Source organism: Streptomyces sp. NPDC058663 (assembly GCF_042716745.1).
GTDB lineage: Bacteria > Actinomycetota > Actinomycetes > Streptomycetales > Streptomycetaceae > Streptomyces.
Map to the genome: position 1 here is coordinate 1 of NZ_JBHXRV010000093.1, position 15,170 is coordinate 15,170.

At 72.6% G+C, this 15,170-nt stretch carries 12 protein-coding genes; 9 read left to right on the plus strand and 3 right to left on the minus strand.

Features of this window, described 5'->3' with window-relative positions; translation table 11 throughout:
• Positions 1-102: 102 nt before the first annotated feature.
• A complete protein-coding gene (locus tag ACFWVV_RS37035; protein ID WP_384358889.1) occupies positions 103-774 on the minus strand; it encodes a lysophospholipid acyltransferase family protein in 672 nt (223 codons plus the stop codon).
• Between the two features lie 201 nt (positions 775-975).
• On the opposite strand from ACFWVV_RS37035, the gene ACFWVV_RS37040 reads away from it, so the two are divergent.
• The 3 genes from ACFWVV_RS37040 to ACFWVV_RS37050 all read left to right on the plus strand — a co-directional run bounded on the left by ACFWVV_RS37040 (position 976) and on the right by ACFWVV_RS37050 (position 3,311).
• Positions 976-2,136: a glycerophosphodiester phosphodiesterase gene (locus ACFWVV_RS37040; RefSeq protein WP_384358887.1), complete on the plus strand. Its 1,161-nt coding sequence runs from the start codon at positions 976-978 to the stop codon at positions 2,134-2,136.
• Positions 2,137-2,257: 121 nt separating this feature from the next.
• Complete coding sequence (locus ACFWVV_RS37045) at positions 2,258-2,773, plus strand: sigma-70 family RNA polymerase sigma factor (RefSeq protein ID WP_384358885.1); 516 nt, start codon at positions 2,258-2,260, stop codon at positions 2,771-2,773.
• A gap of 37 nt (positions 2,774-2,810) precedes the next feature.
• Complete coding sequence (locus tag ACFWVV_RS37050) at positions 2,811-3,311, plus strand: GNAT family N-acetyltransferase (RefSeq protein ID WP_384358883.1); 501 nt, start codon at positions 2,811-2,813, stop codon at positions 3,309-3,311.
• Positions 3,312-3,822: 511 nt separating this feature from the next.
• Here the strand turns inward: ACFWVV_RS37050 and ACFWVV_RS37055 are convergent.
• Together ACFWVV_RS37055 and ACFWVV_RS37060 are read right to left on the minus strand one after the other, a co-directional pair.
• Positions 3,823-4,233 carry a hypothetical protein gene (locus tag ACFWVV_RS37055; RefSeq protein ID WP_384358881.1) on the minus strand — a complete coding sequence of 137 codons (411 nt, stop codon included), beginning with the start codon at positions 4,231-4,233 and terminating at the stop codon, positions 3,823-3,825.
• Between the two features lies 1 nt (position 4,234).
• Positions 4,235-4,594 (minus strand): hypothetical protein, encoded by a 360-nt coding sequence (locus tag ACFWVV_RS37060; RefSeq protein ID WP_384358879.1) that lies wholly within the window; start codon positions 4,592-4,594, stop codon positions 4,235-4,237.
• A gap of 560 nt (positions 4,595-5,154) precedes the next feature.
• On the opposite strand from ACFWVV_RS37060, the gene ACFWVV_RS37065 reads away from it, so the two are divergent.
• The 6 genes from ACFWVV_RS37065 to cobT all read left to right on the plus strand — a co-directional run bounded on the left by ACFWVV_RS37065 (position 5,155) and on the right by cobT (position 14,977).
• Positions 5,155-6,270, plus strand: a complete 1,116-nt coding sequence (locus ACFWVV_RS37065) for a methionine ABC transporter ATP-binding protein (protein ID WP_384358877.1) — start codon at positions 5,155-5,157, stop codon at positions 6,268-6,270.
• Positions 6,267-6,935: a methionine ABC transporter permease gene (locus ACFWVV_RS37070; protein WP_384358875.1), complete on the plus strand. Its 669-nt coding sequence runs from the start codon at positions 6,267-6,269 to the stop codon at positions 6,933-6,935. Before ACFWVV_RS37065 ends, ACFWVV_RS37070 begins: the two co-directional genes overlap by 4 nt.
• Positions 6,936-7,026: 91 nt before the next feature.
• Positions 7,027-7,884: a MetQ/NlpA family ABC transporter substrate-binding protein gene (locus tag ACFWVV_RS37075; protein WP_384358873.1), complete on the plus strand. Its 858-nt coding sequence runs from the start codon at positions 7,027-7,029 to the stop codon at positions 7,882-7,884.
• A 225-nt stretch (positions 7,885-8,109) separates the two neighbouring features.
• On the plus strand, positions 8,110-8,760 hold the full coding sequence (locus ACFWVV_RS37080; RefSeq protein WP_384358871.1) for a GNAT family N-acetyltransferase: 651 nt from the start codon (positions 8,110-8,112) through the stop codon (positions 8,758-8,760).
• Positions 8,761-8,879: 119 nt separating this feature from the next.
• Positions 8,880-10,118: a precorrin-6y C5,15-methyltransferase (decarboxylating) subunit CbiE gene (gene cbiE / locus ACFWVV_RS37085; protein ID WP_384358869.1), complete on the plus strand. Its 1,239-nt coding sequence runs from the start codon at positions 8,880-8,882 to the stop codon at positions 10,116-10,118.
• A 482-nt stretch (positions 10,119-10,600) separates the two neighbouring features.
• Positions 10,601-14,977: a nicotinate-nucleotide--dimethylbenzimidazole phosphoribosyltransferase gene (cobT, locus tag ACFWVV_RS37090; RefSeq protein WP_384358867.1), complete on the plus strand. Its 4,377-nt coding sequence runs from the start codon at positions 10,601-10,603 to the stop codon at positions 14,975-14,977.
• Positions 14,978-15,170 lie beyond the last annotated feature (193 nt).

The following is a 15,170-nucleotide window of genomic DNA, read 5'->3' on the forward strand; positions in this document are numbered from 1 at the left end:
GACCCGCCCGCGGGGACGCCCGGGGCGACCTTACGGCCGCGCCCACGCGTGGGGCCCCTGCCGGATCACTCCGGCAGGGGCCCCTCGCGTGGGCGCGTGCGGTCAGGCCGCCTTCGCCTTCGTGGCGTACATGTCCACGTACTCCTGGCCCGACAGCTGCATGACCTCGGACATCACCGAGTCGGTCACCGCCCGCAGCACATAGCGGTCGCGGTCCATGCCCTCGTACCGGGAGAACTCCATCGGCTCACCGAACCGCACCGTCACCTTGCCGGGGCGCGGCAGGCCCGCACCGCCCGGCTGGATCTTGTCCGTGCCGATCATCGCGAACGGCACCACGGGCGCACCCGTCATCAGCGTCAGACGCGCGATGCCGGTGCGGCCCCGGTAGAGGCGGCCGTCGGGGGAGCGGGTGCCCTCGGGGTAGATGGAGAACATCTTGCCCTCCTCCAGCACGCGACGGCCCGTCATCAGCGCCGCGACGCCGCCGCGCCCGCCGTCCCGGTCGACCGGGATCATGCCGCAGCTGGTGAAGAACCAGGCCATCAGCCGGCCCTTGATCCCCTTGCCGGTGACGTACTCGTCCTTGCCGATGTAGTGCACCGGGCGGTCCAGGCAGATCGGCATGATCATGGAGTCGATGAACGTCAGGTGGTTACCGGCCAGGATGACCGGGCCCGTCCCCGGGATGTTCTCGGCGCCTTCCACCCGGGGGCGGAACATCAGGCGCAGGATCGGTCCGAGCACTGCCTTGATGAGCGCGAGACGGGACAACGGTTCCTCCGAAGTCGTGATTCTTGTGTGGTCCGGCGAGGTTTACAGGGTCGGTGCAGGTGAGGACGATACTCGCGGGTCGCCTCTGATCGCACATCGGGTTCACCAACTGGATACGCAGTGTTGACGTGCGTTTCCGCTGTGTCTTGTCCGAGTCCCCCAGTCTTTACGTCGTAGACCTCTCAGAGCCAAGGAGTTTTCATGACACAAGGTGCGCAGTCCGGCCCGGGCCGCCGGGCGCTGCTGGGTGCGGCGGTCATCGGGGCGGGCGGAGCGGCCCTCGGCCTCTCCGGTACGGCGGCGGCCGTCGGCCACGATGGTTCCGGACGCGGTGGTTCCGGCTACCGCGGGCTGCCCGTGCCGACCGTCGTGGGACACCGCGGCGCCAGCGGCTACCGGCCCGAGCACACCCTGGGCGCCTACCAGCTCGCCCTCGACATGGGCGCCCACGTCGTCGAGCAGGACGTCGTCCCCACCAAGGACGGGCACCTCGTCTGCCGGCACGAGAACGACATCACCGGCACCACCGACGTCGCCGCGCACCCCGAGTTCGCCTCCCGCAAGGCGACCAAGAGAGTCGACGGCGTCGAGATGACCGGCTGGTTCACCGAGGACTTCACCCTCGCCGAGCTCAGGACGCTGCGCGCCAAGGAGCGCATCCCCGCGCTTCGCCCGCGCAACACCCTCTACGACGGCCGCTGGCAGATACCCACCCTGGAGGAGGTGCTGAGCTGGGCGGAGAAGGAGGGCCGCCGGCGCGGCCGCCCGGTGTGGCTGCACATCGAGACCAAGCACCCCACCTACTTCCGGGGCCTGGGCCTCGGCACGGAGGAGCCGCTCGCCCGCCTCCTGCGCAAGTACGGGCGGCACAAGAAGCACTCCCCGACCTTCCTCCAGTCCTTCGAGCCGACCAGCATCCAGCGTCTGGCGAAGCTGGTGGACGCGCCGCGCGTCGTTCTGCTGGACAGCTCCTTGACGTCCCGCCCCTACGACTTCGTCACCTCCGGCGACCCGCGCACCGTCGGCGACCTGATCAAGCCCGCGGGCCTGAAGTGGATCGCAGGCTTCGCGCAGGGCCTGGGCCCGTCCCTCGACCTGATCATCCCGAAGGACGCCGCGGGCAAGCTGGGCAAGCCCACCACCCTGGTGCGGGACGCACACGCCAAGGGCCTGATCCTGCACCCGTACACGGCGCGCAACGAGAACAACTTCCTGCCCGCCGACTTCCGCCGCGGCACCGACCCGGCAGCCTACGGAGACGTCTTCGGCGCCCTGAAGGCGTACTTCGCGACCGGCATCGACGGCATCTTCTCCGACCACCCGGACACCGCACTGCTGGCCGCGGCCGACTTCCGCGCGTAGCGACGCGGCGGCCCCGCCCGCGGGCGGGACCGCCGATCCGTGCGCGGGCGCAGGTGCCTCGTACGGGTGAGACGCGGCCGGAGCGGCAACCGCAGCCGGCTCCGGCCGCGTCCCGCCGGGCATGGATCTACTGCTGCACGAGGTGCATGCCCTCACCCCGCTGCTCGCCGCCGAAGCCGCCGCCGAGGCGCCGGGCGCGGGAGTGGAGGCGGCCGACCTCGAACAGGCCGTCTGGGTACGGCTGCTGGAACACGACGGCGGCGTCCCCGCATCGCCCGCCGGGTGGCTGCGCAGCGCGGTACGGGCCGAGGCCCGGCTCGCCAGGCGCCGCACCCTGCACGAACAGCCCTACGCCGCCGAACCTCCGGAGGCGTACGACGCCGGGCCCGAACCGGCCGTACTGGCCGCCGAGCGCCGCCGGATGCTGCGGGCGGCGGTCCGCCGCCTCCCCGCCCGCTGCCGCCCCCTCCTCTCCCTCCTCCTGTCTCCCACCGACCCCACCTACCGGGAAATCGCAGGGGAGTTGGGAATGTCACAAGGGAGTTTGGGGCCCATGCGTTCCCGTTGCCTGGGATGCCTGCGCAGAATGCTCGCGGCGGAGGTTGCGCCCCCCGAACGCAGGGGAATGGAGCCGTAGACCGGCCGGTGGAGCGGGCGAGCAGGAGGCAGCACACATGGGCACGAGCGTGATCATCTCTGCGGCGGACGAACGGGACGCCGAGCAGATCCTCAAACTCCAGTACCTCTGCTACCAGAGCGAAGCGGAGCTCTACGACGACTACGGCATCGAGCCGCTGACCCAGACCCTGGCGGACCTGCAGGCCGAACTGGGCCAGGGGCACTGTCTGGTGGCCCGGCTCGGGAACGAGGTCGTCGCGTCGGTCAGGGCGACGACGGACCCGGACGGCACGGCCCGCATCGCCAAACTGATCGTGCATCCCAGGATGCGCAGGCACGGGCTCGGCGGGCGGCTGCTCACGGCGATCGAGGCGCGGGTGGCGGGGGCGACGGACGCCACGCGGTTCCGGCTGATCACGGGTCACCGCAGTGAGGCGAACCTGCGCCTCTACCGCAGCCGGGGGTACGCGCAGACGGCCTCCGCGGTGGAGACGCCGCGCCTGACCCTCCTCACCCTGGAGAAACCCTCCACCCCCTCCTACGCCCCCACCGCCTGACCCTGGTCGTCAACACCCCCACGCCCGCCGGGCCGCTCGACCCCTACCCCCCAGCCCCCTTGGGCGGCGGGGCCGCCCCCCGGGGGCGGGACGGGCGGGCAAGGGGGCGGCCCCCGGCGGAGCCGTGCACCTGGGCCCCGCCCCACCCCGGGTCCGCCAGTGAGGGTTCCGCTCCGTTCCGGAGTGGTCCGCTGCGCGGGGCTTCACCCCACCCCGCCCCTTCCCGACTGCGACACTTTGCGGCTCCGCCGCGCGGGTGGCTCCGCCCCGGACCCCGGGGTGGCAGCCCGGCCAGGGGTGGGTGGGGGTGAGCGGGTGGAGTGTGGCTGGCCGCGCAGTTCCCCGCGCCCCTAACGGGGCACGGAGTGGCAGGCCGCGCCCGCGCTGCGGAGCCGCACAGTGACACAGCCCGGCACCCCTGACGGGCGCACCCGCAGCAGGCCGCGCCCGCGCGGCGGAGCCGCACAGTGACACAGCCCCGCGCCCCTGACGGGCGCACCCGTACGGCGGGCTACCGGCGTGCGCGGAGCCACAACAGCCCCGTCACCGGCAGGATGACCGGAATCAGCAAGTAGCCCGCACCGTACTTCGACCACACCGTCGCGTCCGGGAACGCTCCCGGCGCGACCAGCGTCCAGGTGCCCACCACCAGCACCCCCACCAGCTCCACCGCACAGCACACCAGCGCCACCCGCCGCGCCGTCTCACCGCCCCGTACCAGCGTGTACGTGATGAACGCGTAGACCACCGCCGCCACCGCCGACAGCGAGTACGCCAGCGGCGCCCGGTCGAACTCCGTCGCGATCTGGTACGCCGACCGCGACACCGCGCCGACCGACATCACCCCGTACAGCCACACCAGCAGCAGCCCCGGCCCCTTGACCAGCCGCTTCCTGCCCTCGGGGGCAGCGGTCCCGGTCATGTCAGCCGCTCCAGATGTCGTAGAGCCGCACTTCGAGCACGGCGAGGACCACCGCACCCGCCGCCACCGTGATCGAACCCCACTTGGTCCGCTCCGCGAGCGACATGAAGCCGGCTGCGGGGACCGCCGCGAACGAGCCGATCAGGTACGACACGAAGATCACGTTGCCTTCGGCGGGCTTCTCGCCGCGGGCCAGCTGCACGATGCCGACGACCAGCTGGGCGAGCGCGAGGACCGTCACCAAGGCCATGCCGATGAAGTGCCAGTCCTTGGTGGGCTGGTCGCGGAAGGCGGCGTAACCGCACCAGGCGGCGAGGGCGAGCGCGGCCACGGAGAGGGCGACCGTGAGGGCATCAAGCATGAGAACGAGCGTATCGGGCAGTTCCGCAGGCCGGGCCCGGGCCCCCGGCCTGCCCAGCGCACCCTCCCCGCCCGCCCGGCGGTCGGGGAGGGCAGGCGTGGTGTTGGCCACACTGCCCAGGCCGGGGGCCCGGCGGACACCGGGCTCCGGCCGCCCACGCGTCCGCTGTACGGACCGCTGATGTCCGCTATTCGGACAGGATGGATCGGCTCGTACGGGCGTCTGGTTTACTCGTTCCCATGACCACGACGAGCAGCCGCACCCTTGCGACCGAGGCGATGATGACGCCCGGTGCTCGTTGTATGTGTCGAATGTGCGACTTCTGAGGGCCCCCGCCTGAGCCTCGCGCCCCGAAGCGAGGACCGGTCCGGCCGCGTACGTACGAAGGAAGCCTCCACGCCGTTCCCGTACCTTCCGCGCCCGCCCCGCGCGCCCCGGTTCCGTAGAGCCCCCCCGGCTTCACGCGCCGAGCTGTGCCGCGCCCCACCCCGGACGACCTGCCCCGTGCCGGCGGACACCACCACGCCGCCGCGCACTCGACGACAGTGATGGAAACCCCTGTGATCACCACTACTGGCCTGACCAAGGTCTACCAGTCACGCGGCCGTGAGGTCACCGCCCTCGACGGCGTCGACCTGCACGTCCGTGAGGGCGAGGTGTACGGCGTCATCGGCCAGAGCGGCGCCGGCAAGTCCTCGCTCATCCGCTGCGTCAACCTGCTGGAGCGCCCCACCACCGGCACCGTGACCGTCGACGGCGTCGACCTCACCGCACTCGCCGGCCGCTCCACCCGGGCCGGCAAGGAGCTGCGCGCCGCCCGCAGCCGGATCGGCATGGTCTTCCAGCACTTCAACCTGCTGTCCTCGCGCACCGTGCAGGGCAACATCGAGCTGCCGCTGGAAATCCTCGGCGTCTCCGGTCAGGAGCGCACCCGCAAGGCCCGGGAACTGCTCGACCTGGTGGGCCTCGCCGACAAGGCGAAGGCGTACCCCGGACAGCTCTCCGGCGGCCAGAAGCAGCGCGTCGGCATCGCCCGCGCCCTGGCCGGGGACCCCAAGGTGCTGCTCTCCGACGAGGCGACCAGCGCGCTCGACCCGGAGACCACCCGCTCCATCCTCCAGTTGCTGCGCGACCTCAACCAGCAGCTCGGCCTGACCGTCCTGCTCATCACGCACGAGATGGACGTCGTCAAGACCGTCTGCGACTCGGCCGCCCTGATGCGGCGCGGACGGATCGTCGAGTCGGGAACGGTGAGCAAACTGCTCGCCACCCCCGGCTCCGAACTGGCCCAGGAGCTGTTCCCGGTGACCGGACAGGCGACAGGCCCCGGCCGCACCGTGATCGACGTGACCTTCCACGGCGAGGCCGCCACCAGGCCCGTCATCTCGCAGCTCTCGCGCACGTACAACATCGACATCTCGATCCTGGGCGCCGCGATGGACACCGTCGCCGGCAAGCAGATCGGCCGGATGCGCATCGAGCTGCCCGGCCACTACGAGGAGAACGTCGTGCCCGTGGGCTTCCTGCGCGAGCAGGGCCGGCAGGTCGACGTCGTCGACGACGTGGAGGCGACGGACGCGCAGGAGACGGACGCGCAGCACCCGGCCGGGGTGCCCGTACAGGCCCCCGCCGCCGCGGCCAAGGGGTCCCAGCTGGTCAAGGAGAGTGGCAAGTGACCTGGTCAGAGATGCAGCCGCTGCTGTCGCAGGGCATCATCGACACCCTTTACATGGTGCTCTGGTCCACCCTCGTCTCGGTGGCCGTCGGCCTGCCGCTCGGCGTGCTCCTCGTCCTCACCGACAAGGGCGGCCTGCTGCAGAACGCGGTCGTCAACAAGATCGTCGGCGTCGTCGTGAACATCGGCCGTTCGCTGCCGTTCATCGTGCTGCTGATCGCCCTGATCCCCTTCACGACGCTCCTCGTCGGCACCTTCATCGGCCCCAGTGCCATGGTCGTGCCGCTGGCCGTCGGCGCCATTCCGTTCTTCGCACGGCTGGTGGAGACCGCGGTCCGCGAGGTCGACCACGGTCTGGTCGAGGCCGCCCAGGCGATGGGCGGTGGCGTGCCGACGATCGTCTTCAAGGTGCTGCTGCCGCAGGCCCTGCCCTCGCTGATCTCCTCCGTCACCACCACGTTCATCGTGCTCATCGGCTACTCCGCGATGGCCGGCGCGGTGGGCGGCGGCGGACTCGGCAGCGTCGCGGTCACCTACGGCTATCAGCGCTTCGAGACCGGGTTCATGCTCGCGACCGTGCTGATCCTGGTGGTCCTGGTGACCGTCGTCCAGCTCGTCGGTGACGGCGTCCTGCGCCTCCTGGCCCGCCGGGGCCGCACCTCCTGAGCCCCGGCTCCCCCCAGACTTCTCCTCCCCCCTGAGCCCGCACTCCTTGTCCGGGCGTACCACCCGCAAGATCAAGAAAGAGGCACTTTTCGTGCGTAAGAACATCAAGATCTCCCTCGCCGCCGCCACCGTCACCGCGCTCGCACTGGGCGCCACCGCCTGCGGCACCGCCTCCGACCCGGCCAAGAAGACCGAGGGCGGCAAGGTCGACGAGTCCAAGGCGCTCGTCGTCGCGGCGTCCCCGACCCCGCACGGCGACATCCTCAAGTACGTCGAGAAGGAGCTTGCGGCCAAGGCCGGACTCAAGCTGACGGTGAAGGAGTTCTCGGACTACGTCCTGCCGAACACCGCCACCCAGTCCGGCGAGGTCGACGCCAACTTCTTCCAGCACAAGCCCTACCTCGACGACTTCAACAAGAAGCAGAAGACCGACATCGTCCCGGTCGTCAACGTCGAGCTGGAGCCGCTCGCCCTCTACTCCAAGAACATCAAGAGCCTCAAGGACCTCAAGCCCGGCCAGACGGTCGCCGTCCCCAACGACACCACCAACGAGGGCCGCGCGCTGCACCTGCTCGCCGACAACGGCGTGATCGTCCTCAAGGACGGCGTGGGCACCGACGCCAAGCTCTCCGACATCAAGGACAAGAAGGGCCTGGAGTTCAAGGAGCTGGAGGCGCCGTCCGTGCCGCGCGCCCTGGACAGCGTCGACGCCGCCGTCATCAACGGCAACTTCGCCATCCAGGCCAAGCTGAACCCGGCCAAGGACTCGCTGGCGATCGAGAAGGCGGACGGCAACCCGTACGCCAACTTCCTCGCCGTCAAGAAGGGCAACGAGAAGGACCCCCGCGTCGAGAAGCTCGCCAAGCTGCTCAACTCGGACGAGGTGAAGAAGTTCATCGAGGGCAAGTACAACGGCGCGGTCGTCCCGTCCTTCGGCGCGGTCAAGTAACCGCCCGGCCCGCACCACGCCCGCCAAGTAGGTGATTTCGTACCATACTTGGCATCGAAGCCCTGTACTCCCGCACGGAGTACGGGGCTTCGGCCGCCCCGCCCCGCGCCGCACGCACCGCGGACCCGGTCATGCGTGGCGGGCGCAGCATGCTGCATGCTGTGCGTTCACGCCCGAACCACGGACCAGGGCGACGGCCTTCGGTATTTCGGTATGGAGCTGCGCATGACTACCACCTTCCCGGACGTCTCCATCAGCACGGACCGGCTGGTGCTGCGCCCCTACGAGGAGGCGGACGTCCCCGCGCACATCGAGATGATGAACGACGAGGCCGTCACCGCCTGGACGGACGCCCCGCACCCCTACACCGGGCTGGACGCCGAACGGTGGGTGCGCCGCATCGCCCCCACCGAGCGCACCCAGGGGCGAGGAATCGTCTTTGCAGTCACCGAGTTCCTCACCCAGCGCCTCGTCGGCCTCGTCCATCTCTCCCGTACCGACTGGCGCATCCGGGCCGCGGAGATTGGCTATGTGACCGCCCCGTGGGCCCGTGGCGAGGGGTACGCCACCGAAGCCGTGCTCGCAGTCGCCCAGTGGCTCTTCCGCGACCAGCGGTTCGAACGCATCGAGCTGCGCACCCCGGCCGACAACACCGCCGCCCAGCAGGTCGCGCAGAAGATCGGCTGCATCAGCGAAGGGGTGCTGCGCAACGCCTGGATAGCGCGCACCCGTACCGAGAACGGCACCGACGGGGGCTGGACCGAGATCCGCACCGACCTCATCGTGTGGAGCCTGCTCCCCGAGGACCTGGAAGGCGTCGGCGACCGGCTGGCGGACGCGGGCGGTTACGCCTCCTCGTACACCGACTGGAACTGAGCCGGGCTCCACCGCCCGGAACCGCGTCCGGGGCCACGACCGGCAGTGGTCCGGTCCGGGTACGCTCAGCCTGCTTCACCGCCCCGTCAGCCCGTTCCAGCTTCAGGAGACCCGCCACGATGGCCGACCGTGTCACGGTGATCGGCTGGGACGGCTCGCCCCTCACGGCGACGGCCAGGTCCGCCCTCTCCGCCGCGACCCTGGTGGCCGGCGCCGCCCACCACCTGGAGCTGGCCGCCGTGCCGCCCGGCGCCGAGCGCATCCGCCTGGGCAGCGTCGAACTCGCCGCCCGCCGGATCGCCGGACACCGGGGCACCGCCGTCGTGATGGCGGACGGGGACCCCGGCTTCTTCGGCGTCGTACGGACCCTGCGCGCACCCGCGTACGGCCTGGAGGTCGAGGTCGTACCCGCCGTCTCCGCCGTGGCCACCGCCTTCGCCAGGGCCGGGATGGCCTGGGACGACGCCCAGGTGGTCGTCGCCCAGCGCCGTACGCTGCGCCGCGCGGTCAACGTCGTCCGGGCGCACACCAAGGTCGCCGTCCTCACCTCGCCGGGCGCCGGCCCCGCCGAACTCGCCCTGCTCCTCGAAGGCGTGCACCGCACCTTCGTCATCTGCGAGGAACTCGGCACGGAGCGCGAGCGGATCACCGTCCTCACCTCCGACAAGGCCGCCGACCACGCCTGGCGCGACCCCAACGTGGTCATCGCCATCGGCGGCACCCAGCCGCCCGCCGAGGTCAGCGGCTGGGTGGCGGGCCGCGAACCCGGCTACCCGCGGGAGCTGCGCGGCTGGGCACTGACGTCGGGCGAGTACGGCGAGGACCTGATCACGGGCGACGCCCCCGGTCTGCGCGCCGCCCAGCTGGCCAGGCTCGGGCCCCGCACCGGTGACCTGGTGTGGGACATCGGCACGGGGCCGGGGGCGTTCGCCGTGGAGGCGGCCCGGTTCGGCGCGGCGGTGATCGCCGTGGACGAGAGCGCGGACGCGTGCGTGCGGAGTGCGGCCGCCGCACGCCGGTTCGGGGTCCAGCTCCAGGTGGTGCAGGGCCGGGCGCCGCACGTCCTGGAGGACCTGCCGGAACCGGACGTCGTACGCGTCGGGGGCGGCGGGGCGTCCGTCGTCGAGGCGTGCGTGGACCGGCGGCCCGAACGGATCGTCACCCACGCGCACACCCGCGACGAGGCCGAGGTCATCGGCCGGGTGCTCGCCGAGGGCGGTTACGCCGTGGAGTGCGCGCTCTTCCAGACGGTCGACCTGGACACCGCGGGGGACTGGGCGGAACGGACCCGGTCGGTGGTCTTCCTGGTGACCGGGCGCCGCAGGGCGGAGCGGGCGACCCGGGACGCGCGCGGCTGACCCGCTCGTATAACCCATCCGGATCCATCGGCGGGGCGGTTCGGGACCCTCGTACCCGATCCAGCGGGACCATCTCCCCTTCTTCGCGCGGATGTTCTACTGATCGCTCCCCAGGGCGAGCATTGTCAGTGGCGCGGGGTAGGCTGGCCGATCGTTGTACCGCAGATGGGCGGTTGGTGGATCGTTCGCCAATGTCCTGAAAAGGAACCCCCTTTGGGGGTCCGGTGCGGTACGGCGGACCCGGGACGTGCGCGACGTGGCGCAGCCCACAGAGGGTCGTGGCAGTTCTTCCTGCCCCGGCCCCGAAGGGCCGCGACAATGCTTGGTGTCCGCGGAACCTTTCGTGCCGCGCGGCACCCCCGCTCGTTCCACCACAGACGGGCGCGGACGTGTCGAGCGGTCGTTCCGGGCGACGGGGCCCCGCATGCGAAAGGCGGCCGGGCCGAGGAAGCGCTGGCGCTACAGATGGGCGAGGGGTACGCATGACTGACACCGGCCAGGTCCCGGGCGAGGGTCTGCCGGAGGGCGCGGGCATGGTGGAGCAGCCGGGCGTACCCGCCCCAGGCGCCTACACCTACCTCGACCCCTCCGATCCGTCGGGGCACTCCGCGGAGCCCGGCATGGAGGACGACGACCTCCTGCTGATGCCCGCCTCGCAGGGCGCGTGGAGCGACCCGCAGGTGGTGCCCGCGCAGGCCCCGCCCGCGGCCGCCCCGGCTGCGCCCGCCCCGCAGTTCGTGGACCCCGGAGCCCGTGCCGCGGACTCCGCACCGCAGGAGGCCCCACCCGCCGCGCCCTTCGCCCGGCCCGCCGCGCAGACGGTCGAGACCGGTGCGCACGAGGCCGGTGGCCGGGACTCCGGTTCCGTCGACCTGTCGGGCGTACGGATGCCTCCCCAGGCCCCGTCCGCTCCGCTGCCCGCGGCCTCCGCCGCCCCGGCCCCGCCGCCGTCCCGCCGCCCGCTGCACATGGGCCCGCCCGTGCCGGACGCCTCCGGCGGTGTCGTACGCTCCCTGGCCGACCGGGGACCGGCAGCGCAGAGCTCCGTACCGGCGCAGGGTGCTGCTGGGGCCGCTGGTGTGCCCAGTGCGCCGGGTGCTCCGGGTGCTCCGGGCGTTTCCGGAGCCGCGTCGGGTGCCGCTCCCGGCCGCTTCGCCGCGCCGGCGGAGACACCGACGCGCAATCCGGGGCCGCCGACGACGGGTCCCGAGTACCTCGACATTCCGCGGGACGACTCCGCGATCCTGCCGGGCCCTCAGTTGGGCGAGATCCCTTCCCAGGGACCGACGCCGTGGAGCCCGCACCCGCAGGCCGGGGCGATGTACGCGGCCGCGCCGGTGGCAGCGCCCGGGCGGGCCAGGTCAGGGCAGAGCGTGCAGGCCGTGCAGGCCGTGCAGGATCCTGCTGAGCAGGCCCAGTCCGTACAGACGCAGGTGTCGCAGGCGCAGGTAGCCGCGGCACCGGTATCGGTGCCCGCGCAGGGACAGCCACAGGTGCAGGTCCAGGCCGACGCACAGGTCCGGACCGAGGACGTCCCGGCGCAGGCCGCAGGTGAGTCGCCGGCCGAGGGACACGTGTCCCCCCCTCCTGCTCCGGGAGAGGCCCCGGAGCAGACCGGGGCGGAGACGCGCGAGCCGGCCCCGGTTGACCCGGCGCCGACCCCGGTCCCGGTCCCGGAGGCCGGGATGGTGCCGACGCAGTCCCAGCCGACCCAGGAGCTCCAGCAGCCTCAGGGTGGTGCAGAAGAAGAGAACGGTGCAGCAGAAACGGTCGTTCCGGAGCCTGTCGCTCCGGATGCCGTCGCTTCGGAAGCAGACGCTCGGGAAACCGTTGCCGAAGCTGTTGCGGACGGTGTCGCTCCGGAAGGGCCCGGCGAGCCGGAGGGTGCTCCGGCGGAAGCCCTGTCCGACGGCGCCGGAACAGAGGAAGTCGTACAAGAAGGTGCTGTGGTGACCGTCCCCGCCCCCGAGAGCGCGCCCGGCGCCGTTCAGGGATCCGTAACCCCCGCCGCCGCGGAAGCGGCTGCGGTTGCCGCTTCGCCGCAGGTGACCCCGCAGGGCCCCGCCGGGGCCGTGACGCCGCCGCAGGGACAGGCTGTACAGGTGGACGGCCCGGTTCCGGACGGCTCGCAGCCGGTTCCGGCGTCGGTGCAGCCCGTGGCGGTCGTGCCTGCCCCGGCACAGGAGCCGCCCGCCCCGGCCGGAACCGCGCAGGCTCCGGCTGACGCCCCCGCCCCGGCAGCGGCAGTGCATCAGGCAGCCGGGCAGCCCGCGCCCCACGCCCAGGCCACGACGGCCGAATCGCAGGTCCCCGAGCAGGAGACGGCCGTCGCACAGCCGGAGCCCGGGGTGGTCGCGGAGCCCGCGTCTGCGCCCGGTACGGCCCAGCCGGCCGTCCCCCACGTGCCGCAGGAGCCGGTGCAGGCCGTGTCGGCCGAGGTTGCTCCGGACGAGACCCCTTCGGGGGGAGCCGGGCAGGTGCCCGCTGCTACGGCCGGACCGGCCGTCGAGGAAGGGCCCGTCACGGTACCCGCACCGCGTGACGGCGGACCGGCTGTTCAGCAGGCCGACCCGACGGAGCAGTCGGCGGAGGACGCCGACTCGGCCGAGATCATCGAGACCGAGGAGGAGCCCGAGGCGGCCGCCCGGCCGGAGCCCGCTGCTGCCGGTGTCGCGCCGGGGGGTGTCGTACCGGGAGGTGCCGTGCCGGAAGGCGGCATTCCGGCGGGCGACATGGTGGGAGGTGCCGTGCCGGAAGGTGCTGTGCTGGTGGGTGGCGCTCCGGATGCCGTACCGGAGGGCCGCGCTCCTGGAAGTGCTGCGCCGGACGGCGTCGCACGGGAAGGCACTACGGCGACCGAGGGCACGCCGGGGGGTGCCGTGCCGCGCGGTGTCGCGCCGGAGGGTGCCGCGCCGGGAAGTGCCGCCCCCGAAGGCGTCGTACCGGAAGGTGGCGTGCCGGGCAGTGCCCCGGCTGGGCAAGCCGTGCCCGAAGGGATCGCCCCGGAAGGTGCCGCGCCCGAGGGCTTCGGTGCCGAGGTCCTCGGTGCCGACGGCTCCGTACCGGTTGGCGGCGCCGTCGGCGGGGGAGCGGTTCCCGGGCCTGTCGTCGACGAGGCCCCGGTGCGGCCCGCCGCCCCCGGCTACGACGACGCCGAGCGCGAAGCGGTCCTGCGCGTGATGCGCGAGCGTCGCGACATCCGCAACGGCTTCCGCAGCGACCCCATCCCGCACGAGGTACTGCTCCGTGTCCTGGAGGCCGCGCACACCGCGCCCAGCGTCGGCCACTCCCAGCCCTGGGACTTCGTGGTCATCCGCTCGGCCGAGACCCGCCGTGCGATGCACGAACTGGCCTCCCGCCAGCGCGACGCCTACGCCCAGTCGCTGCCCAAGGCCCGCGCCAAGCAGTTCAAGGAACTGAAGATCGAGGCCATCCTCGACACCCCGGTCAACATCGTCGTCACCGCCGACCCGACGCGCGGTGGCCGCCACACCCTCGGCCGCCACACCCAGCCGCAGATGGCCCCGTACTCCTCGGCGCTCGCCGTCGAGAACCTCTGGCTCGCGGCCCGCGCCGAAGGCCTGGGCGTCGGCTGGGTCAGCTTCTTCGACGAGCGCGAGATGGTCCGTGCGCTGGGCCTGCCCGAGCACCTCGAAGTCGTCGCGTACCTGTGTGTGGGTTACGTCGACGAGTTCCCCGAGGAGCCCGAACTGCTCCAGGCCGGCTGGTCGAAGCGCCGTCCGCTGTCCTGGGTCGTCCACGAGGAGACGTACGGTCGCCGGGCCCTGCCCGGCGAGGAGCCGCACGACCTGCTTCAGGACACCATCTCCAACATCCGCCCGCTGGATGCCAAGGCGCTCGGCGAGGCGTGGGAGCGGCAGAAGCGGATGACCAAGCCCGCGGGCGCGCTCGGCATGCTGGAGATCATCTCCGCGCAGCTCAGCGGCCTCTCCCGGACGTGCCCGCCGCCGATCCCCGAGCCCGCGGCCGTCGCGATCTTCGCGGGCGACCACGGTGTCCACGCCCAGGGCGTCACCGCCTGGCCGCAGGAGGTCACCTCGCAGATGGTGGCGAACTTCCTCGGCGGGGGAGCGGTCTGCAACGCGTTCGCCAACCAGGTCGGTGCCGAGGTCTGCGTCGTCGATGTCGGTGTCGCGGGCGAACTCCCGGCCACCCCGGGCCTGTTGCCGCGCAAGGTGCGGCCCGGCACGGCCGACTTCACGACCGGCCCCGCGCTTTCCCGCGAAGAGGTCCTGGCCGCGATCGAGGTGGGCATCGAGACCGCCCGCGACCTCGTCGCCGCCGGTAACAAGGCTCTCCTCACGGGGGAGATGGGCATCGCCAACACCACCGTCTCCGCCGCCCTGATCTGCGTCTACACCGGTCAGGACCCGGCGGAGGTCACCGGCCGCGGCACCGGCATCAACGACGAGATGCACGCCCGCAAGGTCGACGTCGTCCGCCGTGCCCTGGCCCTGCACAAGCCGGACCCGGCCGACCCGATCGGGGTGCTGTCCGCGGTCGGCGGTCTCGAGCACGCGGCACTGGTCGGCTTCCTGCTCGGCGGGGCGTCGCTGCGTACGCCGGTGATCCTGGACGGGGTCAGTGCAGGAGCGGCGGCACTGGTCGCCCGCGCGGTCGCCCCCGAGGCCCTGGCGGCCTGCATCGCGGGCCACCGCAGTGCCGAGCCGGGGCACGTCGCGGCCCTCAACAAGCTGGGACTGCGCCCGCTGGTCGACCTGGACCTTCGCCTGGGGGAGGGGACGGGGGCGCTGCTGGCGCTGCCGGTGGTGCAGAGTGCGGCGCGGGCCATGCACGAGGTGGCCACCTTCGACTCCGCCGGCGTCACCGAAAAGTAACGCCTCCCGGGGCCCCACGCCCAGCGCGCTTGGGCGGACCCCTGTCCCCGGGCGGCGGGGCCGCCGCACGCCTCTACCCCCGCCGCCTTGGGCGGCGGGGGCCGCCCCCCCCCCCCAACCCCCCCCCCCCCACGGCGGCCGCCCGGCCCCCCCCCCCCCCCCCAACCCCCCCACACCCCCGGGCGCCCGGCGG